Origin of the sequence: Mesorhizobium sp. B1-1-6, from assembly GCF_006443035.1 — a bacterium.
Lineage (GTDB): Bacteria > Pseudomonadota > Alphaproteobacteria > Rhizobiales > Rhizobiaceae > Mesorhizobium.
On sequence record NZ_VFWR01000005.1, the window covers coordinates 389607 to 414990 of the forward strand.

Annotated in this window: 17 protein-coding genes, 1 tRNA gene and 2 pseudogenes; 9 read left to right on the forward strand and 11 right to left on the reverse strand. The window is 62.2% G+C overall.

Annotated elements, in window-relative coordinates:
• Positions 1 to 128: 128 nt before the first annotated feature.
• A pseudogene (locus FJ979_RS13165) lies at positions 129 to 2075 on the reverse strand (AI-2E family transporter); the annotation flags it as partial.
• Between the two features lie 747 nt (positions 2076 to 2822).
• Here FJ979_RS13165 and FJ979_RS13175 point away from each other — a divergent pair.
• A complete protein-coding gene (locus FJ979_RS13175) occupies positions 2823 to 3467 on the forward strand; it encodes a redoxin domain-containing protein (RefSeq protein ID WP_140498517.1) in 645 nt (214 codons plus the stop codon).
• A 63-nt stretch (positions 3468 to 3530) separates the two neighbouring features.
• Positions 3531 to 3701 (forward strand): annotated as a pseudogene (locus FJ979_RS33325) (MBL fold metallo-hydrolase); the annotation flags it as partial.
• A gap of 90 nt (positions 3702 to 3791) precedes the next feature.
• Here the strand turns inward: FJ979_RS33325 and FJ979_RS13185 are convergent.
• Together FJ979_RS13185 and FJ979_RS13190 are read right to left on the reverse strand one after the other, a co-directional pair.
• Positions 3792 to 3868: transfer RNA gene (locus FJ979_RS13185), tRNA-His, on the reverse strand.
• Positions 3869 to 4206: 338 nt separating this feature from the next.
• Positions 4207 to 4665 carry a phasin gene (locus FJ979_RS13190; RefSeq protein WP_140498518.1) on the reverse strand — a complete coding sequence of 153 codons (459 nt, stop codon included), beginning with the start codon at positions 4663 to 4665 and terminating at the stop codon, positions 4207 to 4209.
• Positions 4666 to 4916: 251 nt separating this feature from the next.
• Here FJ979_RS13190 and FJ979_RS13195 point away from each other — a divergent pair, with 251 nt between their 5' ends.
• Positions 4917 to 8705, forward strand: a complete 3789-nt coding sequence (locus FJ979_RS13195) for a PAS domain S-box protein (protein ID WP_140581334.1) — start codon at positions 4917 to 4919, stop codon at positions 8703 to 8705.
• 272 nt (positions 8706 to 8977) lie between these two features.
• On the opposite strand, the gene FJ979_RS13200 is transcribed toward FJ979_RS13195, so the two are convergent.
• Positions 8978 to 10948: an acetoacetate--CoA ligase gene (locus tag FJ979_RS13200; RefSeq protein WP_140581335.1), complete on the reverse strand. Its 1971-nt coding sequence runs from the start codon at positions 10946 to 10948 to the stop codon at positions 8978 to 8980.
• Between the two features lie 239 nt (positions 10949 to 11187).
• On the opposite strand from FJ979_RS13200, the gene FJ979_RS13205 reads away from it, so the two are divergent.
• On the forward strand, positions 11188 to 13041 hold the full coding sequence (locus FJ979_RS13205; RefSeq protein ID WP_140498521.1) for an AsmA family protein: 1854 nt from the start codon (positions 11188 to 11190) through the stop codon (positions 13039 to 13041).
• A gap of 149 nt (positions 13042 to 13190) precedes the next feature.
• Here FJ979_RS13205 and FJ979_RS13210 read toward each other — a convergent pair whose 3' ends face one another.
• The 6 genes from FJ979_RS13210 to FJ979_RS13235 form a co-directional block, all read right to left on the reverse strand.
• Positions 13191 to 14009, reverse strand: coding sequence for an ABC transporter permease subunit (locus FJ979_RS13210; RefSeq protein ID WP_140513402.1), 819 nt, complete (start codon positions 14007 to 14009; stop codon positions 13191 to 13193).
• The gene (locus FJ979_RS13215; RefSeq protein WP_140498523.1) at positions 14006 to 14971 is read right to left on the reverse strand and encodes an ABC transporter permease subunit; all 966 of its coding nucleotides are present in this window, start codon (positions 14969 to 14971) and stop codon (positions 14006 to 14008) included. Before FJ979_RS13215 ends, FJ979_RS13210 begins: the two co-directional genes overlap by 4 nt.
• Before the next feature lie 9 nt (positions 14972 to 14980).
• A complete protein-coding gene (locus FJ979_RS13220) occupies positions 14981 to 16123 on the reverse strand; it encodes an ABC transporter ATP-binding protein (protein ID WP_140513400.1) in 1143 nt (380 codons plus the stop codon).
• A 77-nt stretch (positions 16124 to 16200) separates the two neighbouring features.
• Entirely contained in the window at positions 16201 to 17298 is a 1098-nt protein-coding gene (locus FJ979_RS13225) for a polyamine ABC transporter substrate-binding protein (RefSeq protein ID WP_140558069.1), read from the reverse strand.
• A 338-nt stretch (positions 17299 to 17636) separates the two neighbouring features.
• A complete protein-coding gene (locus FJ979_RS13230; protein ID WP_140525264.1) occupies positions 17637 to 18590 on the reverse strand; it encodes a DMT family transporter in 954 nt (317 codons plus the stop codon).
• Between the two features lie 140 nt (positions 18591 to 18730).
• The gene (locus FJ979_RS13235) at positions 18731 to 20176 is read right to left on the reverse strand and encodes an XRE family transcriptional regulator (RefSeq protein ID WP_140561374.1); all 1446 of its coding nucleotides are present in this window, start codon (positions 20174 to 20176) and stop codon (positions 18731 to 18733) included.
• Between the two features lie 236 nt (positions 20177 to 20412).
• On the opposite strand from FJ979_RS13235, the gene aceA reads away from it, so the two are divergent.
• From aceA to FJ979_RS13250, 3 genes are all read left to right on the forward strand, one after another.
• Positions 20413 to 21702 carry an isocitrate lyase gene (aceA, locus tag FJ979_RS13240; protein WP_140498528.1) on the forward strand — a complete coding sequence of 430 codons (1290 nt, stop codon included), beginning with the start codon at positions 20413 to 20415 and terminating at the stop codon, positions 21700 to 21702.
• A 52-nt stretch (positions 21703 to 21754) separates the two neighbouring features.
• Positions 21755 to 21997: a hypothetical protein gene (locus tag FJ979_RS13245; protein WP_140498529.1), complete on the forward strand. Its 243-nt coding sequence runs from the start codon at positions 21755 to 21757 to the stop codon at positions 21995 to 21997.
• Between the two features lie 239 nt (positions 21998 to 22236).
• Positions 22237 to 22680, forward strand: coding sequence for a response regulator (locus FJ979_RS13250; protein ID WP_140581337.1), 444 nt, complete (start codon positions 22237 to 22239; stop codon positions 22678 to 22680).
• 15 nt (positions 22681 to 22695) lie between these two features.
• Here the strand turns inward: FJ979_RS13250 and FJ979_RS13255 are convergent, their stop codons facing one another.
• Complete coding sequence (locus FJ979_RS13255) at positions 22696 to 23406, reverse strand: HAD family hydrolase (protein WP_140561376.1); 711 nt, start codon at positions 23404 to 23406, stop codon at positions 22696 to 22698.
• Positions 23407 to 23546: 140 nt separating this feature from the next.
• Between FJ979_RS13255 and FJ979_RS13260 the strand changes: the two genes are divergently transcribed.
• Both FJ979_RS13260 and FJ979_RS13265 read left to right on the forward strand, forming a co-directional pair.
• Positions 23547 to 24983: a glutamine synthetase family protein gene (locus FJ979_RS13260; protein WP_181168616.1), complete on the forward strand. Its 1437-nt coding sequence runs from the start codon at positions 23547 to 23549 to the stop codon at positions 24981 to 24983.
• Between the two features lie 14 nt (positions 24984 to 24997).
• Positions 24998 to 25366, forward strand: a complete 369-nt coding sequence (locus FJ979_RS13265; protein WP_140561378.1) for a four helix bundle protein — start codon at positions 24998 to 25000, stop codon at positions 25364 to 25366.
• Positions 25367 to 25384 lie beyond the last annotated feature (18 nt).

Sequence of the window (25384 nt, forward strand, 5' to 3'; positions counted from 1 at the left end):
CGGATGTTCGCTGTGGATGCGCGATTGCCAGCGAACTTTCGAAACTACCTGCCGGTGCCAGAGGTACCGCTCACATGATCATTATCAGGTAGCCGAAGTTGGTCCAAAAGGGGCCGTGCCGTTGACGATCACCGCACCGGCTGAGCCAACGAATCGTCCAATTGCACCGTCGCCGCCACGCCCTGACGAGCGCGAGGCCGCCTTAGATTTCTTTGCTTTCTCTTTTTCACTTGACGCGGTTCTTCGTTTGAAAGCGCACCCGTCACGCAGTCGACCACGTTGAACGCAACAAAGTCCGCTTCCAATTGCTCGGCGAGGCCCGCCGCATCCTCCCTGGGCTTGTCATGGGTGTCGTGCCAGAGCGCGATTCCGATGCGTGCACGCGGTGCGAGTCGCCTCAAGCGCCTCACGACGAACACCGCGTGTTTGAACGAATCGCGGTTGAGGAAGCCCACGACGACTGCGTCGCGAGCTTCAAGCGGAAGTTTCCGGATCCGCGCGGGGAGGAGGTCACGGTGGCTCGCGGCCACGCAATCCGCACCCTCGATCGAAATGACCTGCGCGAGCATCGCAGCGGCCACATCGTCGAGGTCTCCGCGCCCGCCGATACACAGCACTGACTTCCCAGCACCATCCGGGAGATCAGGCGCAAACTCGGCTTGATCCTCATCCTCTTCGCCCGGATCCGCGCTCGCGCCTTCTTTTTCCGCGTGCTCGTCTTCTTCCTCTTCTTCTTCCTCCGCGGCGATCTCGTTGAGGTTGGCCACCAGGGTGCGGGCGTTTTCGGCAAGGTTCGCCAACTGACTTGCCGTCAGTGCGCCCCGAGCCCGGTCCTGTTCACCAAGCAGCAACGCCGGAATCGCAACCGTGCTGTGGAACTCGATCAGGTATTTCTCCTCGAGCATTTCTTCCGCGTTGTCGGTGGCTTCGTCGATATCGTCGGCAAGAAGCCGCTGGTACAGACGCTCCTTCGGGTCAAGCACCGGCTCATCGCCAAACAGGATCTGCAGGAATTCGAACTGGGGCACGTGCCGTCCAAGCACGACAAGGCAGACGGTCAACGGCGTCGACAGCACCAAGCCGACCGGGCCCCATAGCCAAGCCCAGAAAACGGCGGCTACGATGATCGCCAGCGGCGAGAGGCCCGTGTGCGAGCCGTAAAGCCAGGGCTCGACGATGTTGCTGATTACGAGCTCTGCCAAGATGAAGAGAGCGCCAGTCCATACCAGTAAGCTCCAGCCGGGAGCCACTGCGAAGGCAAGAAACAAAGGTATCACCGCCGCGATAACCGGACCGATAAAGGGCACGAAACGCAAGACAACGGCCAACATGCCCCATAGCAGGGCATTGGGAATGCCAAGAAACCAAAGACCTATCGCAAGGGGCACGCCGTAGACGATGTTCACGACCAATTGCATGAGCAGATATTGTCCGACGCGACTGCCTGCATCCTGCAATGCCTGGGTCGTGCGATGGAGATCGCTGTAGCCCACAAGGCGGATGAATCGATCCCGCAATTCTTCACGCTCGAGCAGCATGAAAATCACCACGATGATGACAAGGCCGGTCGTGGCGAGTGGTCCGATCAGCGGCTCGATGATGTTCCTCAGCGTCTCTATCGGACGCTGGGGCGAGAATATCTGAACCAGAAGCGGATCCTGCTGCTTCGTGGTTTGCTCCACATCTGCCTGCCCGCTGGATTGGGATTTGTTTATCTCAGTGTTGACGCGCTCGAACACCTTGCCGAGCCGGCTGATAAGGCCGTCTTCGGATCCTGTTTCTTTCAAAGTCCGAATCTTCTCGAGGATGTTGGATTGGTATGTCGGAATGTCCTGCGCGACCTGGCTCACCTGCGTGGCAACGATCAGGCTGAACAGCGACACGAGGACGAAGGCCGATGCAACCGCGCCAAGCACAGCGATCATTCGCGGCAGCTTCAACTTTCGGAGCAAAGAAACAATCGGCGCCAACGCAAATGTGAGAAGGACCGCTATTGCCAATGGCAGCAGGACCTCCTTGGCGACGTAAAGAATGGCGACGGTAGCAATCATCGCCACGACGGTTGCCAACTTCGATGTCATAAAAGCAGGGGGCATGATGGGACCTATCTGCAATCTCGCGATTTAGAGGACGGCCATGGCCTAACCGCGCAAAGCGTGCGCTGGTCCATATACTGGCACCTCCTCAGCTTCTGGCCAATGACCTGGTTCGTTACACCGCATGTGTGATGATCTCGAACTTTTGCAGGGCATGTAGCCCAAAGGTGTGGATCATCGGAACATCCGCAGCGTCCCTCGCAGGCCCAAAAGATTTCTTTGGCGGCGTGCTTCCTACCCGGCTGGCAATGACCAAGGTCATCACGCATGGCGTGACCGGCGCGTCCGTATTTCGGCCAGGTGACTGGCCAGCGGAATTCGCTGAACGGATCAGCGCTGCGGTTTTGCCGGGCTACAACACGTTCTCCCGAGCCGACACTTTGAAAGCGGCGGATTCTCGGCCACAGCCGACGCTACCGTGCATTTTCAGGATCCCGACGAGGGTGCCATCACGCACTACACGGCGGTTACGCGGAAATCCGTTTAGCGATGATCAAGGGAGTGATTGACGAACTCAAAAGCAGGCACCGAAAACCGGTCGAAGCTCGAGTTTGGAAAAGGGCGGCAAGCCGATCGTCGATGGCGAACTCGACTTGGATGCGCTCTCGATGGGGTCGCCGGTTCGACGGCAGACGGCCGTCATATCGGCTTGCCTGGAAAAAAGGAACATGGGGGGGAGTCTTTTGTTCGGGAGTTACAGAACCGGATCGATGGGAGCGACTGAAAATGAGACAAGACATTGTGGCTGGCGCGAAGTTCCCCGACTACGTTCTTCCCGACCACACCAAGACACCACGGCGGCTGTCGGACCTGCAGGGCGACCAGCTGATGATCGTGATGCTGACGCGTGGGTTCTTCTGTCCGAAAGACCGGCAGCAAATGCTCGAACTGGTGCGGTTTCACTCGCAATTGGTCGTCGGCTACACACAGCTCGTCACGATCACCACGGATGATTGGCATACGACCAACAATTACCGCCAGCAGACCTCCGCGCCCTGGCCCTTTCTTTATGACGAGGAACGGCTCGTGCAGAAGGACCTGGACATCAAGGAATACACCGACACCACGCACGACGTGATGATCCCGCACACGATCGTGCTCGGGCGGGACCTCGAAGTCTTCAAGGTCTACAACGGTTACTATTACTGGGGCCGCCCCTCCACCGCCGAATTGCACGCAGAACTGCGCGAACTGGCGCAAAGGACCTATCGCGACTGGGACATCACCGAACCCGAGCTGCGGGAGAAATGGAAGAAAGGCGATAAATCCGACTTCTACCCCTATGGCGGGAATTCCATCTCCATGGACACACTCATGCTCCAGATGGCCGGCGCGGTCGACCAATATGCCGGTCGGGCAAAGAGAAGCTGAACGGAGGAAGCCAGCATCGCTCGCGGCGGTCTTCTCCCAGTCACGCTTTTTGTCCAGCCGCGCTTGGTAAACGAACCTTTTTCCGATCCGGGCCTGCTACTGGATTTCCGCTTCCGCAACAGGGCCATCCTTTTCTATCTCGGAGAGCTTTCGACGCTTTCGCTGCGCGAAATCCTGCGAATCTCGCACGTCTTCGTGACGCATATGCACATGGATCACTTCGGCGGTTTCGACAGCCTGAGCAGGCTGTCGCTTTACAGAGCAAGCCCGGAAGTCCACAGTCAAAATTTTATTGAGCAAACCAGTTGTTTAGAGGAAAGCCGATGGTACCGTTGGCTGGGATCGAACCAGCGACCTCCGGATCCACAATCCGGCGCTCTAACCAGCTGAGCTACAACGGCACGTTTGCCTGAGCGGGATCGGCGGAACGTAGTCCCCTCGAGTGCTCTGTCGTTCGGCGATGCGTCCTTACGGGCTTATGGATTTTAATTCAAGGCTTTTGCAAAGCAAAGGTCACTTGCCCACATGGAAGCGGATCTGCCGACAAGAAAAAGGCCGGCGGGAGGAGGTGCCGGCCTTTTCCTGTTACGAGCCAGCGGGAGGAGGTGCTGGCTGGTCACCCCGGAGGCGGAGGGAGGAGGTTCCGCCGACCGGGTATTCGTTGATGGCTGCCATCATACACACGATCATTTCGAAGAAAATGCGACCTTTTGTTACATCTTCTGATCATGCGCAAATATTAGGCGGCCTTGATGTCCTTCATCGCCTTCTCGAAAACGGTCTTGATCGGCTTGGAGACATCCTCGGCCGCCTTGGAGGCGACGGTCTGGAACTCCTTGGCTTGCTCGACGGTCATTTCGACGCGCTTGCGCAGGAACGCGGTCTGCAGCTCCACGACTTCCGACAGCGATTTGGCGCCGATCAGCGCCTCGAGATGCGAAAAGCCCGCTTCGGCATTGGCGCGCAGTGCGGCAACGGTCTTGAGCGACAGGTCGCTGGAAACGGTCTTGGCGGACTCGTATGTGGATTCCAGGGCCTTCTGGGTCTCCTCGGCGCCAGTCTTGAGCTTGGCGTAAGCCTCCTTCGACTGCTCAACGCCCTTCTCGGCGAAAGCGCGGATCTGGTCGGTGGCTTTGGAAGCGTCAAAGCTCGGGAATTCAACGTTTTCGATGGTCTCGGCAGTCTTGGTCCTGGACATTTTCCATCCTTTTCAGCGGTAGCGGCTTTGACGGAAAGCCGTCTCGTTCATGTATGATGGCAATATAAAGGCAATTTTTGTGCATTGCAATATCTTTGTTGCACTGCACCATAGATTCCCGTCTCGGCCGTTAACCAAGAGCCGAAATTCAGGCCTATGCACGTTCTGGCTTGTGGACCTTCGCGCCGCCGGCTTTTATTAACAAAGCGTTAACTGCAAAAATGCCCGCTGCATGAGGATTTCGCCAGCGCATGCCGTCCGAATATTCCTTTCTTGACGTCGCCGTGCTCGACGCGGTCCGCCAGCGCTTCGCCGCCGGCGACGCGATCGCGATCCTGTCGGCGAATCTGGAGCAAGTGATCTGGGCCAATGGACCGGGTGCCGCAGTGTTCGGCTATCCCGACATCGAAAGCATCATCGGCGCCGAGGCACGGCTGCCGCTGATCGCCCGCCGCCAGATCATGGCAACTAGTGGATTTCCCGACATCGGCAGCGACCGAAGCATCACGGTCAGGCTGGCGACCGGCATGACCAGCCGCGCCATCGGCTTCCTTGCAAGCGCTGTGACGCTGCCCGACGGCGAGAACGCCATCATGCTGGCGGTGCCGGCGGCCCAGACCGGCTCGCGCAGTGCGGCCGAAATCGCCGGCAGGGCCATCAGCGGCTTCACGGAAGATGGTCATTTCATCGCCTTCATCGACGCCAGCGGCAATGTCGAAGCGGCATCGGAGAGCTTTTCGCAGCTCGGCATCGAGCCCCCGACGCTGGCCGCGCTGGTGGCCGACGTCGCGAATGAGAGCGACCGCATCGTCAAGCGCCTGGTTCCGGGCGGCGGCACATCCTATCCGGCGGGCCTCGCCCGACTGACGCCTGAGCGACATTTGCTGGTGGTGATCGACGAAAACAGGCTCGACGACCGTGCGCTGGCGGAGGGGACTCCAGCGGCCGAGCGTTCGGAAGGACGTAACCGCTCACAGGCCGTCGCCAAGGATATCTCGGAACCGAAGGCACAAGCCGCTGCCGAAGCGGCCGTGCAGGAACCGGCGGCGGCAGAACCCGGACAACCGGCGGCAAACGGTACGCGGGCACAGCACGACCATTGGTATTTCAATGCCGGCGAGGACGGGAGGCATGCGCGCGGCCCAGCCGCGCCGGACGCCGAAGCTGCACTTTCGCCGGCTGCCGCCGAAGGTCCAGCCGAGGACGCGAAGCACGATGCCCAGGCTCCAGTTGTTCCGGCAGCCCCGGCCGCCAGGACCGTGGACCGCACGGCGGCGCCGATGCGTTTCGTCTGGCGAACCGACGCCGAGGGCAGGTTCAGCGCGCTGTCGCCGGAATTCGCCGACGTCGTCGGCAAGCCGGCAGCGGACGTCATCGGCAGGCGCTTCAGGGACGTCGCGGCGGCCTTCGGGCTCGATGCGTCCGGCGAGATCGCCGGCCTCCTGGAGCGGCGCGACACCTGGTCCGGCCGTTCCGTGCTGTGGCCGGTCGTCGGCACGGACCTGAAGATCCCCGTCGACCTGGCGGCCCTGCCCGTCTATGGCCGCAGCCGTGCCTTCGAGGGCTTCCGCGGTTTCGGCGTCGCCCGCGCCGGCGACGCCGTCGTCGACCCTGAAGCGATCGGCATGGCGCTGGTGCCCAACAGCGAGGCACCCCCGGCGTCGGAACCGGTCGAACCCGCACCTGAGGAACCGAAGACCGAGGAGTTGAAGCCATCGGACCCGTTCCGGGGCGAGGTGCCGGCGCTGACCATCGTGCCGAAGCCTGAACGCCGCTTTGCCGACAAGGTGATCCGTCTGGCCGAACATCGCCAGCCGGCTAACGACAAGGGTCTGTCGACCCTGGAACGCAGCGCCTTCCGCGAGATCGGCGAGCGGCTGAAGAAGGAAAGCAGCCCGGCCGAGCCGGAGGCCGAAAGACCGGGTCCGGACGATGCCGGGCAACCGGAGGCGGCAACGCCGGCGGGGCCATCCGAGAAACCAGCGGACGCCCGCAAAAACCTTGCGCCAAAGGGCGAAGCCGCACCGGCTGAGCCGTCCGAAACCGATGTCGATGCCGAGGATGCAGAGGATCTCGCCCGGCTTGATGGCGAACGGCCGGACAAAACGGCTGACGAGGAGCCCGCCGACACGGTGGCCGGAGTGACGGGTTCGCTGCTCGACTATGCCGAGCGGAGCGAGGAACCAGCGCCGATCGCCGACAACAATGACGAGACCCCGGCTTCCGAACCGGCGGCGGCGCGGACGGAACGGGAGAGCGAAGAGCCCGTCGCGGCGGCAGGCGAACCGGCCGTCGCCGGCACCAACGATGACATTGCCGACGACGAGAGCATGACATCGGCCGATTTTCGCGATGCCGAGGACAGTGAGGACTGGGTCGGGGACGAGGAAGCGTCCGCGTCCGATGAGCAGGCCGCGACCGCCGAGGGGGCCGCCGGCACCAGCGACGCGGTGGAGGCTCCGGTCGAGCGGCCACGCCTCAAAGTGCCTCCGCTCAAGCTCGAAGGGTTCGTGCCGTCGGCCTTTGCGGTCGGAGACGAGAGCAAGGCTCCCGACACCTCGCTCCTGAGCAAGCTGCCCGTGCCGCTGCTCATCCATTCCGGGGATGAACTTCATTACGCCAACGAGGAGTTTCTCGTCCTGACAGGCTATGAGACGCTCGATGAACTGGCGGACGCCGGCGGGCTGGGCGCGCTGTTTGCCGATCCCTATGGCCATGACGGCGCCGCCGAGGGCGCGGACCGGGCGTTGCGGCTGAAGACGCATGGCGGGCAGGAATTTCCAATCGAGGCTATCCTGCGTTCGGTTCCGTGGCGCGACGGCAAGGCGCTGATGCTGGTGGTGCGCCGTTCGGGCGAGGATGAGGCACCGGCGGCACTGCATGCGGCCGGCGACGAGCAGACGCAGCCCGATATTTCCGAGCTCAAGGCGCGCATCGCCGAGATGCGCACCATCATCGATACCGCCACCGACGGCGTCGTGCTGATCGGCCGTGACGGCGCGATTCGTTCCATAAGCCGTCCAGCCGAGGCGCTGTTCGGCTTCGACAGCGACGACGTGACCGGCAAGCCGTTCGCCTCGCTGTTCGCCATCGAAAGCCAGCGCGCGGCGCGCGATTATCTCGACGGCCTGTCCGAGCCCGGCGTGGCGAGCGTCCTGAACGACGGCCGCGAAGTCATCGGCCGCGAGGCGCAGGGCCGCTTCATTCCCCTGTTCATGACCATCGGCCGGCTGCCCAACGACAGCGGCTTTTGCGCGGTGGTGCGCGACATCACGCAGTGGAAGCGGGCCGAGGAGGACCTGACCCAGGCGCGTGCGGTGGCCGAGCGCGCCTCCTCGCAGAAGACGGATTTCCTCGCCCGCATCAGCCACGAGATCCGCACGCCGCTCAATGCCATCATCGGCTTTTCCGAACTGATGGTGGACGAGAAATTCGGGCCGGTGGCCAATGACCGCTACCGCGATTACCTGCGCGACATCAACCGATCGGGCAATCATGTGCTCGATCTCGTCAACGACCTTCTCGACATCTCCAAGATCGAGGCCGGCCAGCAGGAAATGGCCTATGAAGCGGTGTCGCTCAACGACACACTGGCCGAGACGGTGGCGATGATGCAGCCGCAGGCCAACCGCGAGCGCGTCATCATTCGCTCCAGCTTCGCGTCGCGACTGCCGGAAGTGGTGGCGGACCTGCGCAGCGTGCGCCAGATTGCCCTCAACATCCTGTCGAACGCCATCCGTTATACCCAGGCCGGCGGCCAGGTGATCGTCTCGACCGCCTATGAGACATCAGGCGATGTCGTCATGCGCGTGCGCGACACCGGCATCGGTATGAGCCAAGCCGAGATCGAGCAGGCGTTGAAGCCGTTCAAACAGATCAATGCATTGAAACGGGGGCGCGGCGACGGCACCGGTCTCGGCCTGCCGTTGACCAAGGCGATGGTTGAAGCGAACCGCGCCCGTTTTATCATCACCTCGACGCCCGGCGAAGGAACCCTGGTCGAGATCGCGTTCCCGTCGACGCGCGTGCTTGCGGAATAGGCAAGCTCCCGTCGACCCAACCGCCTGAAAAAGAAAAGGCGCCCAACAGGACGCCTTGAAAGATGGGATTTGCTGTCACAACGGGGGCTTGAGCGAATTCAGATCCTCCGGGGGCTGAGGAACGGGATTTCTCCCTCAAGTTACGTGCGACTATCGACGCCGGGCCTTAACAAGTCCTTACCAGGTCCCGAAAAAATTTACGAATGTGTACCACTCGTGAAATCTAGGTAAATTCGCGCGGCAGATTTGATTAACCATGCCGGGCGGGGCGGTCACTCGGCCAATTGCGGCAGGTTTCTGAACAGCTCGAGCGCCTCGGGATTGGCAAGCGCCTCCTTGTTCTTGATGGCGCGGCCATGCACGACGTCGCGCACCGCAAGCTCGGTGATCTTGCCCGATTTGGTGCGAGGAATGTCTGACACGGCGATGATCCTGGCCGGCACGTGGCGCGGGCTGGCGCCGGCGCGGATTTTCGCCCGGATGCGCTTCTCCAGATCCTCGTCGAGCTGAACGCCGGCGGCCAGCCGCACGAACAGCACCACGCGCACGTCATTGTCGAAATCCTGACCGATACAGAGCGCCTCCAGGATTTCCGGCATCTGCTCGACCTGATTGTAGATCTCCGCCGTACCAATGCGCACACCACCCGGATTGAGCGTCGCGTCGGAGCGGCCATGGATGATCATGCCGCCATGAGCGGTCCACTCGGCGAAGTCGCCATGGCACCAGACATTGTCGAAACGCTCGAAATAGGCAGCCCGGTATTTCTTGCCCTCGGGGTCGTTCCAGAAGCCGATCGGCATTGCCGGGAACGCCTTGGTGCAGACCAGTTCGCCTTTCTCCTGCCTGACCGGCTTGCCGTCGTCGTCCCAGACGTCGACAGCAAGGCCGAGGCCTGGTCCCTGGATCTCGCCGGTCCATACCGGTTCAGTCGGGACGCCGAGGACGAAGCAGGAAACGATGTCGGTGCCGCCGGAGACCGATGCCAGATGCACGTTCTTCTTGATCCCGTCGTAGACGAAGCGGAAATCCTCGGGCGACAGCGGCGAGCCCGTCGAGGAGATGGCGCGCACGGTTGACAGATCATGGCTTTGGATCGGCTTGAGGCCGGCCTTGCGTACCGAATCGATGAATTTCGCCGAGGTGCCGAAGAAGGTCATCTTCTCGGCGTCGGCGAAGTCGAACAGCGCATTGCCGTTGGGGTAGAAGGGCGAGCCGTCATAGAGCAGCAGCGTCGCGCCCGAAGCGAGGCCCGACACCAGCCAGTTCCACATCATCCAGCCGCAGGTGGTGAAGTAGAAGAAGCGGTCGCCGTCGAGCAGGCCTGCGTGCAGGCGATGTTCCTTGAGGTGCTGGATCAGCGTTCCGCCGGCCGAATGGACGATGCATTTGGGAATACCGGTCGTTCCGGACGAGAACAGGATGTAGAGCGGATGCGCGAACGGCAGCCGCTCGAAGGTGACCTGCCTGACCGCGAAGGGCGACAGCGCCTCTTCCATCGCCACGGCCTTTTCGATCGTATCAGCGACATCGGCCGAGGTGCCGAGATAGTCAACGACCACCACCTTGCGGACAGTGCCCAGCTTTGCGGCCACCGCGGCGATCTTGTCGGCGACCTCGATCGCCTTGCCGTTGTACCAGTAACCATCGGGGACGATGAAGACGACGGGTTCGATCTGCCCGAACCGGTCGAGAACGCCCTGCTCGCCGAAATCCGGTGAGCAGGACGACCACACCGCGCCGATAGAGGCGGTCGCGAGCATGGCGGCGACCGTTTCCGGCATGTTGGGCATCATCGCAGCGATACGATCGCCCTTCTTGACCTTGAGCGACAGGAAGAGCTGCTGGAAGCACGAGGTGAGCGCATGCAATTCGTTCCAGGACAGCCGGCGCTCGACCTTGTCCTCGCCGCGAAACACGATCGCCTCTCCTGCTCCGGTCTTCTTCAGGAGGTTCTCGGCGAAATTCACCATCGCGTCGGGAAAGAAGGCCGCTCCCGGCATCTTCTCGCCATCGACGAGCACACGCTCGCTTCCGGCGCTGGCCTTGTCGCCGACGATGCCGCAAAAATCCCAGACCAGGCTCCAGAACGCTTCGCGGTCCGCCACCGACCAACGGTGAAGGTCGGCATAGGAGCTCAGAGGCATGCCGCTTTTTGCAGCGGCGGCCTTCATGAAGGCGGTCAGCGGCGCAGCGTCAATCTGGTCCTGCGTCGGGGTCCAGAGTGGTACTTCGGCAGCCATGATGGGTCCTCCCAGGATCGCCACCGCTTATGCATATTGCGCCGCAGCAGAGCAAGATTTTGTTCGGCCGAGGCGTCCAGATGTGCGCAAATGCCATCGCCGGGCCATAAAGACTTGAAATGCCTCGACCCTAAGTCGTAGTGACGACTAGAAGTCGTAGTGACGACTGGAAGTCGTGGTGACGACCGGGTTTACACCCGCCGGACGATTTTTGTCGGAACGAAAGCATACGGGGCGATATGCCATCATCTTTGATCCGACGCGGAACATGGGCGATCGGCGCTGCCGTGATCGTCATCGCGCTGGTGGTCGCCGCCCTGCCGCTGATCGCTTCGACGCGTATCGTGCGCGATCGTATCGCCTGGGAATTGAGTGCCTGGAGCGGTTTCCGGGTTGCCATCGAAGGCTCGCCGCGCATCGAGGTCTGGCCGAACTTCCGGGCGATCCTGACGGATGTGACGCTTTCGAAGTGGACCGACGTCGACGCACCGCCGGTCGTCGAGGCCGAACGGGTCGAGGTCGACCTCTCGGCCATGGCGGCGCTGCGCGGCGACGTGGTGTTTTCCACGGCGCGGCTGGTGCGGCCGACGATCAGGGTCCAGCGCACGGCGAGCGGCCTGTTCCTGCCCACCGCTCCGACCGGCGGCCGCATCGCACGCGCCATCGACGTGGCGCGCGGCGTGGTCGGTGCGGACCCCGCCAAACCCGATCTTGACAAGCTACCGGCCGACACTTTCGGCACGGTGGAGTTCAGGGACGGCCGCATGGTGGCGTCCGTCAACGGCAAGGACGAAGAGGTGCTGAGTAGCCTGAGCGGCCAGGCGACATGGGCGGCGATGAACAGCAATGCGACGCTCTCGGCGACCGGCATCTGGCGCGGCGAAAGCGTCGCCGTGGATGCCGCATCGCCGAAGCCGCTGGTGTTGTTTGCCGGCGGCATGGCGCCGCTCACCCTGTCGTTCAAGGCGGCGCCCGCCACCTTCTCCTTCGACGGCACGGCCAGCATGTCCGAAAACGCCTATTTCGACGGCCAGGCCAAGTTTTCAGCGCCCTCGTTGCGGCGTGTGCTCGAATGGTCGCAGGCCGATATCGCGCCGGGCGCCGCGATCGGCTCCGTCAGCATCTCGAGCAAGGTGACCGCGACGGCGGGGCGCGTCAAATTCGAGAACACCGCACTCTCCCTCGACAATAACCCAGGCATGGGTGCGCTGGACCTGTCGCTTGGCGACGCACAGCCGGTGATCTCCGGCACGCTCGCCTTCGACACGCTCGATCTGAGGTCGTTCCTGTCCGCCTTCACGCCGCTCGGGCCGGCAAGCGGGGCAGGTCCAAGCGAAGTCGACACGAATTTCGCCGACCGGGTCAATCTCGACCTCAGGCTGTCGGCGGCGCACGCCACGGCAGGCTCCATCCAGCTTGCCGACGTCGCCGCCACGGCGCAGGTCAAGGATGGCCTGTCCGTTTTCGACATTTCCGATGCCTCGGCCTTTGGCGGCAACATCCAGAGCAGCCTTCGCTTCGACCGCAAGCCCGAGGGCAGCCAGGTCGAGATCCGGCTGCTGGCTTCCGATATCGATGGCGGCGCTTTCGGCACGGCGGCCGGGATGACGCGGCTGGTGCCGGTCGGCACGGGGACCGTGTCCGTCATCCTCAAAGGGCCCGGCAGGACCTGGGACTCGATCTTCGAAACCGCCGACGGCTCGGTTTCGGCGACCTTCGGGCCAGGCGCGCTCAGCAAATTCAACCTGCCGGCCTTTCTCAAGCATACCGAACAGGGCGGCTTCTTCGCACTTGACGACGTCTCGGACGGGACACTGCCGATCGATGGCGCCGAACTGAAGGCCACCATCTCGAAAGGCGTGGCGAGGCTGGACAAGGCCGAAGCCAATTCGGCGAAGTACAAGATCTGGCTTTCCGGCATCGCCTCCTATGCCGGACGGGGGCTGGCGCTGTCAGGCGGTGTCATCCAGCCGGACCAGGTCGCCACGCAGGCAAACGGCCAACAAGGCCCCAAGCAATCGTCCTTCTTCGTTGGGGGGACATGGAGCACGCCGTTCATTTCGCCGATCAACCGCGGCGTGTCGGGCGAATAAGCAGCCTTTCGGCCTCGTTGTTCAAGCATGATCTCTGGACAAACGGAACCGTTTGTCCGCGAAAACCGGTTCCCACTTTTCGGGATCATGCTCAGCCTATTCGGGCATGATCTCGCCCGAAAACCGGTGCCCACTTTTCGGGATCATGCTCAGCCGCGTTGGGCGGCCTGCTCGTCGCGCTGGCGCTGGACCTCGCGACGCTTATTGGCAAGCGAAGCGACGATGACGCCGACCGCGACGACCGCGATCAGAATGGTGCAGGCGGCGTTGATCTCCGGCGTCACGCCGAGACGAACCTGGCTGTAGATCTTCATCGGCAGCGTGGTCGCACCCGGCCCCGAGGTGAAGCTGGCGATGACCAGGTCATCGAGCGAGAGCGTGAAGGCAAGCATCCACCCCGACACGATCGCGGGCAGGATGACGGGCAGCGTGATCTGGAAGAATGTCTTGACCGGCGGCGCGCCGAGATCCATCGCCGCCTCCTCGAGCGAGCGGTCGAAAGATACGAGGCGCGACTGCACGACGACGGCGACGAAGCACATCGTCAAGGTGGTGTGTGCGAGTGTGACGGTGAGGAAGCCCCGGTCGAGGCCGACAGCGACGAAGAGCAGCAACAGCGACAGGCCGGTGATGACTTCGGGCATGACCAAAGGCGCGAACACCATGCCGGAGAACAGTACCCTGCCCCGGAAACGCGTGTAGCGTGTCAGCGTCAGCGCCGCCAACGTGCCGAGCACGGTCGCCGCCGTGGCCGAAATGACGCCGACGCGCGCCGTCACCCAGGTGGCGTCCATGAGGCCCTGATTGTGGAACAGCGACACGTACCATTTGGTCGAAAAGCCGCCCCAGACGGTGACCAGCTTGGATTCGTTGAAGGAGAACACGATGAGCAGCACGATCGGCAGATAGAGGAAGGCGAAACCGAGCACGATCGAGGTGATGTTGAAGCGGCTCCAGCTGCTGTTCATTTGTCCTGCTCCTGCGCCTTCGCCTGGGCCTGCTGGAAGATCATGATCGGGACCGTCAGCAACAGCAGCAGGATGACGGCGACAGCTGAAGAGACCGGCCAGTCGCGATTGGCGAAGAACTCGTTCCACAACGTCTTGCCGATCATCAGCGTCTGCGAACCGCCAAGCAGATCGGGAATAACGAATTCGCCGACCGCCGGAATGAACACCAGCAGGCAGCCGGCGATGACGCCGGGCAATGACAGCGGGAACGTGATCTTCCAGAATGCACTGGTCGGCGGACAACCAAGGTCCTTGGCCGCCTCGATCAGCGAATAATCCATTTTTTCCAGCGACGAATAGAGCGGCAGCACCATGAACGGCAGGTAGGAGTAGACGATGCCGATGAAAATCGCCGTATAGGTGTTGAGGATGACCAGCGGCTGGTTGATCAGATGCAGCGACAGAAGCAACTGATTGAGCAGCCCCTCGGGCTTCAGGATGCCGATCCAGGCATAGACCCGGATCAGGAACGAGGTCCAGAACGGCAGGATGACCAGCATCAGCAAGGTCGGGCGGATCGTCGCCGGCGCGCGGGCCATGCCGTAGGCTATGGGATAGCCGACGATCAGCGTCAGCACGGTCGAGATCGCCGCGATGATCAAGCTGGTGACATAGGCGTTGAAGTAGAGCGCGTCCTGCGTCAGCCAGGCATAGTTGTCGAAGTTGAGATCGCGAAAGCCCGCGAAGAAGCCGGAGACGCCATCGCTGAAATCAAGCACCGGCGTATAGGGCGGCATGGCGATCGCCGTCTGCGACAACGAGATCTTGAAGACGATGATGAAGGGGACGAGGAAGAAGAACAGCAGCCAGAGATAGGGAATGAAGATGACGAGACGGTTGACGAAGCCGGCGCCCAGCCGCGCCAGCAACGGTTTTGCCGCGGCCGGTAGGGCGGCGTCGGTGGCGGCGATGTCGGACATGTCAGCCCCCTACCGCGTCAGTACGACGCCGGCATCCGGCCGAAAAGAGACCCAGGCGCGGTCGTTCCAGGTCAGCGGGTCCTCGGTGATGCGCGCCGCGTTCAAGGCGCTTGCCCGCACGAGTTGCCCGTCGTCCAGCCGGACGTGATAGACGGTCATGTCGCCGAGATAGGCGATGTCGTAAACCTCGCCCTCCAGCGCATTGACGCCATCGGCCGGCTTCTTGGACGACACCTTGATCTTCTCCGGCCTAATCGCGAAGACGATATCGGCGCCCGCGGCGGCGGCATTGCCGGCATTCTCGACGAGGATCTGGGCGCCGGTCGCTCCGGTGATGCGCGCCGTCTTGTCCGTCCGTTCGGCAACCTTGCCCTCGAACATGTTCACGTTGCCGACGAAATGCGCGACGAAGCGCGACGCCGGGGCCTCGTAGACTTCCGCCGGCGTCGCGACCTGCATGACCTCGCCCTTGTCCATGATGGCGATACGGTCGGCCATGGTCATGGCCTCTTCCTGGTCGTGGGTGACAACGACGAAGGTGAGGCCGAGTTCCTGCTGAAGGTCCATCAGTTCGAACTGCGTCTCCTCGCGCAGCTTCTTGTCGAGCGCGCCGAGCGGCTCGTCGAGCAGCAGCACCTTCGGCCGCTTGGCGACCGAACGGGCGAGCGCGACACGTTGGCGCTGGCCGCCGGAGAGCTGGTGCGGCTTGCGCTTGGCGAACTGCTCGAGCTTGACCAGCTTGAGCATCTCGGCGACGCGCTTTTCGACGTCTGGCTTGGCCATCCCTTCCTGCTTGAGGCCGAAGGCGATGTTGTTCTCCACAGTCATATGCGGAAACAGGGCATAGGACTGGAACATCATGTTGACCGGCCGGCGATAAGGCGGGATGCCGCGCAGATCCTGGCCGTCGAGCAGGATGCGGCCGGCCGTCGGCTCCTCGAAGCCGGCGAGCATCCTGAGCAGCGTCGATTTTCCGCAACCGGAGGCGCCGAGCAGGGCGAAGAACTCGCGCTCGAATATGGTCAGCGAGAGATTGTTCACGGCGGTGAAGTCGCCGAACTTCTTGGAGACATTGTCGAACTGAATGTATGGCTTGGCGTTCGGATCGTTCCAAGGCGCGAAATCCCTGCGGATGCTGCCAAGCGATTTCATGTGCCACTCCGCTGCTGTTTTGCCCCATCGAAAAGAAGGAGACCCGGCAGGGTGACTGCCGGGCCTCCTCGGACTGACTACTGACCGGTGACGATTTTGGTCCAGGTGCGCGTGATGACGCGCTGGGTCTTGGGATCGTAGGGCGAGATCGTAAAGAGCTTCTGCAAGGTCGCGGCGTCCGGGTAGACAGCGGGATCCTCCAGAAGCGCCTTGTCGACGAATTGCTGGGAAGCCTTGTTGCCGTTGGCATAGAGCACGGCGTTCGACGATTTGGCGATCACCTCCGGCTTCATCATATAGTTCAGGAACTCATGCGCCTCGGCGACATGCGGCGCATCGGCAGGGATTGCCATCTGGTCGAACCACATTTCGGCGCCTTCCTTCGGCACGGCGTAGCCGATCTCGACGCCCTGCTTGGCCTCCTCGGCGCGGTTGCGCGCCTGGAACACGTCGCCCGACCAGCCAACCGCCAGACAGATATCGCCATTGGCCAGAGCGTTGATGTATTCGGAGGAATGGAACTTCCTGATGTAGGGCCTGATCTTCATCATCAATTCCTCGGCCTTGGCAAAATCGTCCGGCGACGTGGTCTCAGGATTGATGCCGAGATATTTGAAGGCGGTCGGGAAGATGTCGGTCGGCGAATCCAGGACATAGACGCCGCAATCCTTCAGCTTGGCCAGCTTTTCCGGATTGAAGAACACGTCCCAGCTGTCGATCTTGTCGGTGCCGAGCGCTGCCTGCACTTTCTTGATGTTGTAGCCGAGGCCGACCGTGCCCCACATGTAATTGATCGAATATTCATTGCCCGGATCGTATTTGGCGGTCCGTTCCGAAACCGTGTCCCACATGTTGGAGAGGTTCGGCAGTTTCGACTTGTCGAGCTTCTGGAACACGCCGGCCTGGATCTGGCGGGCAAGGAAATTGCCGCTCGGGACGACGACGTCATAGCCGCTGCCGCCGGCAAGCAATTTGGTTTCCAGGATCTCATTGGAATCGAACGTGTCGTAGACCACCTTGATGCCGGTCTGCTTGGTGAAATCGTCGATGACCGAGGGGTCGATATAGTCCGACCAGTTGAAGACATTGACGACGCGGTCCTCGGCGTGGCCGCCGAGCGTAAAGAGCGCCAGAAATGCCGAAGTCGCCGAAAGCCAGAGCGCTTTGCGGATCATGTTATTCTCCTTTGTGAGTGTTCCATCGCCGGCGCGTCGCGGTATCCGCGCGGCCGGGCATTTGCTTCAGACTATTGAGCTTTCCAGGAGGCGACAAGCGCCAATTGCCGCGCCGCCGGCTGTCGCAAGCGATGCTCGCGCGCCACTGTCCTGGGCTGGAAGGAGTCGCCGCATCGTCAGAAGCTTTCGCCGCCGCGCAGGCAGAAATACTGGAATATGATCCGGTCTCGATCGGGTCGCCGGGGAGACTTGGCAAGATAAGCCTGTCTTGTTGTTGCCGTGGTCCCAGCCTGCCCGCGCGGCAGCGAACTTGTCAATGGCAAAGCTAGGGCGCCGCATCAATTCGGCGACGGCACGCCGGTGACCCCTGCCCTGACTGGCCGCGTCTGTCGCTTGAACTCCAGTCCGATATGGACGAGCAGCGCCGTGACCACCACCGCGCCGCCGACGATGGTGCGGCCCGACGGGACCTCGGAGTGGATCAGCCACACCCATATCGGCCCGAGGATCGGCTCAAAGGTGCCTAGCAGCGCGGCAACGGCGGCCGGGATCAGCCGCGCGCCGGTGGCGAAGAAAGCGAGGCCAAGACCCAGATTGACCACCCCGAACACGAAGAGAAAACCCATGTCGATGCCCGATACGGCGAAGGTCGAAGCCTGCGAGGCGGCAAAACCCGCCGCCAGGATCGTGCCGAGGCAGGTCGCCGGCGTCATGCGCACGCTGGAGAAGCGCCGGGTGATGACCGTGGCGATCGAGAACATGACGGCGATCAGCAGCGCCAGCCCGTCGCCCATGGGCGAAACGGCGCCATCGAGCGATTCCGACACCATGATGGCGACACCGGCGATGACGGCGGCAATCGCCAGCCAGGTCGCGACCGCCACTCTTTCGCGAAAGAGCGCCCAGGCAAACAGCGCCGCAAGCAGCGGCACGCCGGCCTGCATCAACAGGATGTTGGCGACGGTGGTGTAGGCAAGCGCCACGACAAAAGAGGTCGACGCGGTGGCGAAGCAGAAGCCCACGGCAAGGCCAGGCAGGCCCATGCCGCGAAACGACCTCAGCATGCCGCGCCAGCCGTCACGCCAGACCATGAAGCAGAGCAGGAAGGCGGCCGCCCACACGGAACGCCAGAACACCACCGTCCAGCTGTCGCCGGCGGTGATGAAGCGGGCGATCGTGCCGCCGAAACTCCACATCAATGCCGACAGGAACACGAGCAGGAAGCCGATGCGCTCCTCCCGCTGCGGGACGGTCGATGAACGAGCGATCGGCGATGATGCTGTGTCGGTCATGGGTACGACTGTCGAGGTTTTGAGAACGGCACAATGCGCAGGGGACGACAAAAACGTACCTTATTCGCGTAACGCAAAGGCGCGGGTCCGGCGTGATCCAGAGACCGGCGGCGATTGTGGCAAGTCCGCCTTGCGAAGCGTCACTGGAAATCGAAGGCGCTCAGGCCTGTCACCATCTCGTCGAGGCCAAGCGGGCGCGTCACCGGCGGCTCGGCGCGCGTCAGGCAGCCGACGCGCTCGCAAAGCCGGCAGGCGGGCCCGACCGGCGTCGCCGCTACCGCGCCAGCTCCGCCTTTTCCGGCCGTCGGGCCGGGAAGTGCCGCACCGTAGACGATGTCGTCGCGAAAGCCGATGTCGCACCCCAGCAGCAGCGCAGTACGGCGCGGCCGCTCGGAGAACGCGCCTTGCGGCCCCTCCAGCGTGCGGGCGATGCAGAGGAACTCGGCGCCGTCGGGCATTTCCACCGCTTCCACGAAAATCTGGCCGGGCTGGCTGAAGGCGACGTGCACGGGAAGCTTGGGACAAGCGCCACCGAAGCGGCTTTGCGGAAAGCCCAGGCTGCCGGCTTTGCGGAAGCGATTGCCGGCATTGTCGATCTCCAGCATGAAGAACGGCACGGCCGAGGCGCCTTGCCGCTGCAGCGTGGTCAGCCGGTTGGCCGCCTGCTCGAAGGAAACACCGAAGCGCGAGCGCAGCACGTCGATATCGTAGCGGGCACGAACGGCCGCCGCGTGGAAAGCCTGGTAAGGCATCATCAGCGCATGCGCCGCGTAGCGCCCGAGTTCGAACCGGGCGAGGCGGCGGGCCTCATCTGTGGACAGTTTCAACGCCTGGATCTCGCCGGCTATCGCGACGGTCATGCGGATCAGGCATGCCTCCATCGCCGTTTCGCGTAACTGGTCGAACGGCGACAGGCGCTCGGACAGGAACAGGCGCTGCGAATGGCGATCGTAGCGGCGGCGCCAGTTCGGCATGGTGGCGACCGGCAGCACCTTGACGACGATGCCGTATTCGCGCTTCAGCCAGCCCTTCAGCGCAGCAGACAAATCATCGCCGGGATCGAGCACCGAAGTGAATGCTTCCGCCTCTTCTTCGATATGCGCAAAATGGTTCGGCCGACGCTCGAAAATCTCATGCACCTCGTCGATCGGCAGGCGGGCGCTAGAAAGCGCCGTCGCCCGCCCCTCGCGCGCAAGAAGCTCGTTGAGATCGGACAGGCGCTCGGCCTGTTCGCGATAGGCACGGAACAGTTTTATCACGGCCGCGGAGGCATTGGGCGCGGCTTCGGCAAGCTCGATCAGTTCCTGGTCTCCCGGCAATTCGCCAGCCAGCAGCGGATCGGCAAACACTTCCCTCAAGGCCGCGACAGAGCCGCCCGCTTCGCCCTGCAGCTCATGCGGATCGACCTTGTAGACGGACGCCAGCTTCAGGATCAACTGCACCGTCAGCGGCCGCTGGTTGCGCTCGATCAGGTTGAGATAGGATGGCGAGATGCCGAGGCCTTCGGCCATTGCCGTCTGGGTCAGGCCCTTGGCGTTGCGGATGCGGCGGATACGCGGCCCGGCAAATATCTTCTGGTCGGCCATAGGGCTCCTTAACAGGAATTTACATTGCCGTCGCTGCTACGCTTCCATGCGATTTTTTTACAACAATTACAAATTTACCTCGCCCATCTGTCAAACACAATACAGATTTTCCCTTATTGATGGCCTGATTCTTCGATTTCCATGGTTCTTTTCGCCTCGCACTGTAAATTCAGTCACATTCGAACGCGGCGAGGAATGCCGTGGAGCCGCAAAGAAACAATCCTCCGGAGTAGAGCATGACTGATTTTTACAACCTCGTCCCCTCGGCCCCCGAGGGCCGCTTCGATGGCATCGAACGCCCCTATTCGCCGGAGGATGTGACGCGACTGCGCGGCTCGGTGCAGATCCGCCAGAGCCTGGCGGAAATGGGCGCCAACCGGCTGTGGAAGCTCATCCACGAGGAGGACTTCGTCAACGCGCTCGGCGCCATGTCCGGCAACCAGGCCATGCAGCAGGTGCGCGCCGGGCTGAAGGCGATCTACCTGTCTGGCTGGCAGGTCGCCGCCGACGCCAACACCGCCTCGGCGATGTATCCGGACCAGTCGCTCTACCCGGCCAATGCGGCGCCCGAACTCGTCAAGCGCATCAACCGCACCTTGCAGCGCGCCGACCAGATCGAGACCTCCGAAGGCAAGGGGCTTTCGGTCGATACCTGGTTCGCGCCTGTTGTCGCCGATGCCGAAGCCGGTTTCGGTGGGCCGCTCAACGCTTTCGAGATCATGAAGGCGTTCATCGAGGCAGGTGCCGCCGGCGTCCATTACGAGGATCAATTGGCGTCGGAAAAGAAGTGCGGCCATCTCGGCGGCAAGGTGCTGATCCCTACCGCGGCCCACATCCGCAACCTCAATGCCGCACGCCTGGCAGCCGACGTGATGGGCACGCCCACCCTGGTCGTGGCGCGCACGGACGCGGAAGCGGCAAAGCTGCTCACCTCCGACATCGACGAGCGCGACCAGCCCTTCGTCGACTACGACGCCGGCCGCACGGTGGAAGGCTTCTACCAGGTGAGGAACGGTATCGAGCCCTGCATCGCGCGCGCCGTCGCCTACGCTCCCCACGCCGACCTGATCTGGTGCGAAACCTCGAAGCCCGACCTGGCGCAGGCGAGGAGATTTGCCGAGGGCGTGCACAGGCATCACCCCGGCAAGCTGCTGGCCTATAATTGCTCGCCTTCGTTCAACTGGAAGAAGAACCTCGACGACGCCACGATCGCCAGGTTCCAGAAAGAGCTCGGCGCCATGGGCTACAAGTTCCAGTTCATCACGCTGGCCGGTTTCCACCAGCTCAATTACGGCATGTTCGAACTCGCCCGCGGCTACAAGGAGCGGCAGATGGCAGCCTATTCGGAGTTGCAGGAAGCCGAGTTCGCGGCGGAGGCCAACGGCTACACCGCGACCAAGCACCAACGCGAGGTCGGCACCGGCTATTTCGATGCCGTGTCGATGGCGATCACCGGCGGACGGTCATCGACCACGGCCATGCATGAATCGACCGAGCACGCCCAGTTCAAACCGGCTGCGGAATAGCAAACCAGGGATCTCGGCAAACGCCCAAGGGCATACAGCAAGGAGAAGACCAATGGCATCGATAAGCCGCGTCAAGGAACGGGCCGAAGAGCAGTCGACCACGATGAGCATCGACCAGCAAGCGACGATCCGCATGCTGGCCAACGATCTGCACCGGCTCAACCAGTCGGTGATGAAGGCGGTGGAAGCCGGCGTCTCGGTCGAGCTGGTGCGCTCGGCACGACACCATGGCGGCGACGGCAATTGGGGGGACCTGTTGATCCCGGTCATCGTCACGCAGCAAAGCCATGGCTGATCGAAGATCGCGCAGGCCCGCCTCTCACCTGCGCCGTGTATGCGCAGGTGAATTCTATTTTCATGCAACCAGGGAATGGACAGAGCAGTACAGTACTGTTGCTTGAATTGACTGCTGCGGGAATGCTTTCCCCAGCTTTTTATTTCGGCTTGACAGGGACCGCGATCTCACGCCAATTGTCGCCTGATTTCAACTCTGCATTGAAATGGGACGAGTTTCTTGGCTGACTTGGGTGCCCAGTGAAGCGTGACGACGAAAGCGCGAGACATCCGAATCTGGTGAGCCGGGATTCAGCCACGGAGACGATCCGCCAGACCTCGCAGGTGCTCGTTGTCGGCAAGTCCCCGATCAATCGGGTGGTGATTTCCAAGATCGTCGAGCGGTCCGGGCTCAAGCCGATCTCGGAATCACCCGAGATGGCGGCGAAGACCTTGCGCTTGCTGGTCCTGGCCGTGATTGTCCTGGACGGCGGCGCCGATAACAGGGACTGCGACACTCTGATGCCCGGCATCGAGATGTTGCGGCGGGCTTCGGGTAAATCGCTCCCTCCGGTGGTACTGCTTTCAACCAAGAACGGCACGCCGGAGAGCCTTGGCCTTTCAAACGTCGTCGACGCGGTGGTGGCCAAACCGATTACGCCCGAGCGCTTGCAGCCGGTGATTGATCGGCTGGTCAACCGCTGAAGGCGGCAAGCAAGCCTATCCGGCGAGGCTTTCAATCAGTTCGGGCAGTTGTCCGAGATCGGAGATCTGCCGGAAGCGCGGTTCGGCAATGGGCGCTTCGACATGTTCAAGCACCCAGGTCAATTCATGCGGCACATGAACGCCCCAGCCGCCGGCCTCGATGGCCGGCACCACATCGGACTTCAGCGAATTGCCGACCATCATGCTCCTGGCCGGGCCGTCGCCATGGCGACTGAAAACGCGCGCATAAGTAGCCGCGTTCTTGTCGCTGACGATCTCGATCGCGTCGAACAGATCGCCGAGGCCGGACCCGGCCAGCTTGCGTTCCTGGTCGAACAAATCACCCTTGGTGATCAGCACGAGGCGATAGGCGCCGGCGAGCCGTTCCACCGTCTCGCGCGCATGCGGCAAGACCTCGATCGGGTGGCTCAGCATCTCGCGGCCGGCGCCGAGGATCTCCGATATGACCGAAGCCGGGACGCGGGCTTGCGTGACCTCGATCGCCGTCTCGATCATCGACAGCGTGAAGCCCTTGATGCCGAAACCGTAGACGGCAAGATTGCGTCTCTCCGCCTCCAGCAGCCGTGCCGAGATATGTTCCTCTTCGCCGTGATCGGCAAGCATGGCGGCAAAGCGCTTCTCGGTTATTCGGAAGAACTGTTCGTTCTGCCACAGCGTATCGTCGGCATCGAAGCCTATGGTGGTCAGTTCGCCGGTCTTCTGCATCGACGCATCTCATATGTGAACGAGGCTGAACCTAATCTCGCAGCCGCGATTTTCAACCGCAACGGCCAATGCCGGCTGCTCCCCTTCCCTTCGGTCGCCGGGCACAGCTATACTCCCAAATCCGCAACCCAATCTGGTGAATGATGCCGCCTGCAAAAAAGGAAGTCCGTCCGTCGAGCCGCGGAGGGCGCGCCCGCACGCCTGCCTTCGTGAAAAACCTGCGTGGTGTGAAGAACTGGAAGGAAGTCAGCGAATGGCTGCAATGGCGCGGCATCGAAGACATCGAATGCATTACGCCTGACCAGGCCGGCGTTGCCCGCGGCAAGATGATGCCGTCGAAGAAATTCACCTCCAACACCTCGCTGGCGCTGCCTTCAGCCGTGTTCATGACCACCATCTCAGGCGGCTATCCCGAGGACGGCAACGGCTTTCATTATCCCGAGGACGACGGCGACCTCAAACTCATGCCGGACCTGTCGACGCTGACGGTGGTGCCCTGGGAGGAAGACCCGACGGCCGCCGTTATCTGCGACCTCGTCCACCAGGATGGCCGCTCGGTGGAATTCACGCCGCGCAACGTCTTGAAGCGTGTTCTGGCCGCCTATGACAGGCGCGGGCTGAAACCGGTGGTGGCGCCCGAGATCGAGTTCTATCTGGTGCGCAAGAACCCGGATCCGGATTATCCGCTGACGCCGCCCGTCGGCCGTTCGGGGCGGGCGATCGGCGGCGGCGCCGGTTATTCGATCGCCGGCGTCAACGAGTTCGACGAGCTGATCGACGACATCTATCATTTTTCCGAAAGCCAGGGCCTGGAGATCGACACGCTCATCCATGAAGAGGGCGCCGGCCAGCTCGAGATCAATTTGCGCCACGGCGATCCCGTCGAACTCGCCGACCAGGTGTTCATGTTCAAGCGCACTATTCGCGAGGCGGCGCTGAAACACGAAATCTACGCCACCTTCATGGCCAAGCCGATCCAGGGTCAGCCGGGCTCCGCCATGCACATCCATCAGTCGATCATCGACAAGAAGACGGGCAAGAACATCTTCTCGGCCGAGGACGGCTCGGAAACCGAGGACTTCTTCCATTTCATCGGGGGCATGCAGAAGCATGTGCCGAACGCGCTGGTCATGTTTGCGCCCTACGTCAATTCCTACCGCCGGCTGACGCAGTCCGCCTCGGCTCCGGTCAACAACAAATGGGGCTACGATAATCGCACAACGGCATTCCGCGTGCCGCGCTCGGATCCGGCGGCGCGCCGCGTCGAAAACCGCATCCCCTCCTCCGACGCCAATCCCTATCTGGCAATGGCCGCTTCGCTCGCCTGCGGGCTGATCGGCATCACCAACAAGATCAAGGCCGAACCTCCGGTGCTGACCACCGCCAATGCCGACGAGATCGACCTGCCGCGCAGCCTGCTCGAAGCCGTCGACCTGTTCGAGGGCGACGAGGAACTCTGCGCGCTTTTGGGCAAGTCCTTCGCCGCGACCTATGCGGCGATCAAGCGGGCGGAATTCGAGACGTTCATGGAAGTGATCAGTCCTTGGGAGAGGGAGTATTTGTTGCTGAATGTGTAGGGGAGTAGGGATGAATGGCCGAAAAGACAGGCTCTTACAAGGACTTGCTTGTTTGGCAGCAGGCAATGGATCTTGCTGTGGCAGTTTACAGCTCCACAAAATCATGGCCCAAGGAGGAACTTTATGGATTGACCAGCCAAGTCCGCCGTTCCGCAAGCTCGGTGCCGGCAAATATAGCTGAGGGGTATGGTAGAGAAATTCGAGGATCCTACCAACAGTTTCTTCGCATCGCCCAGGGATCATTGAAGGAGCTGGAAACTCAACTTCTGATCGCTGAGCGGACTGGCATCGCCTCGCAGGCGGCGACAGCGTCGTTGTTGGCCAGCACCGAAAGTGTGGGGAAGCTCTTGCGGCTTTTGATCCGCAAATTGTCCCCGGAATAGCCTACCCTACTCCCCTAC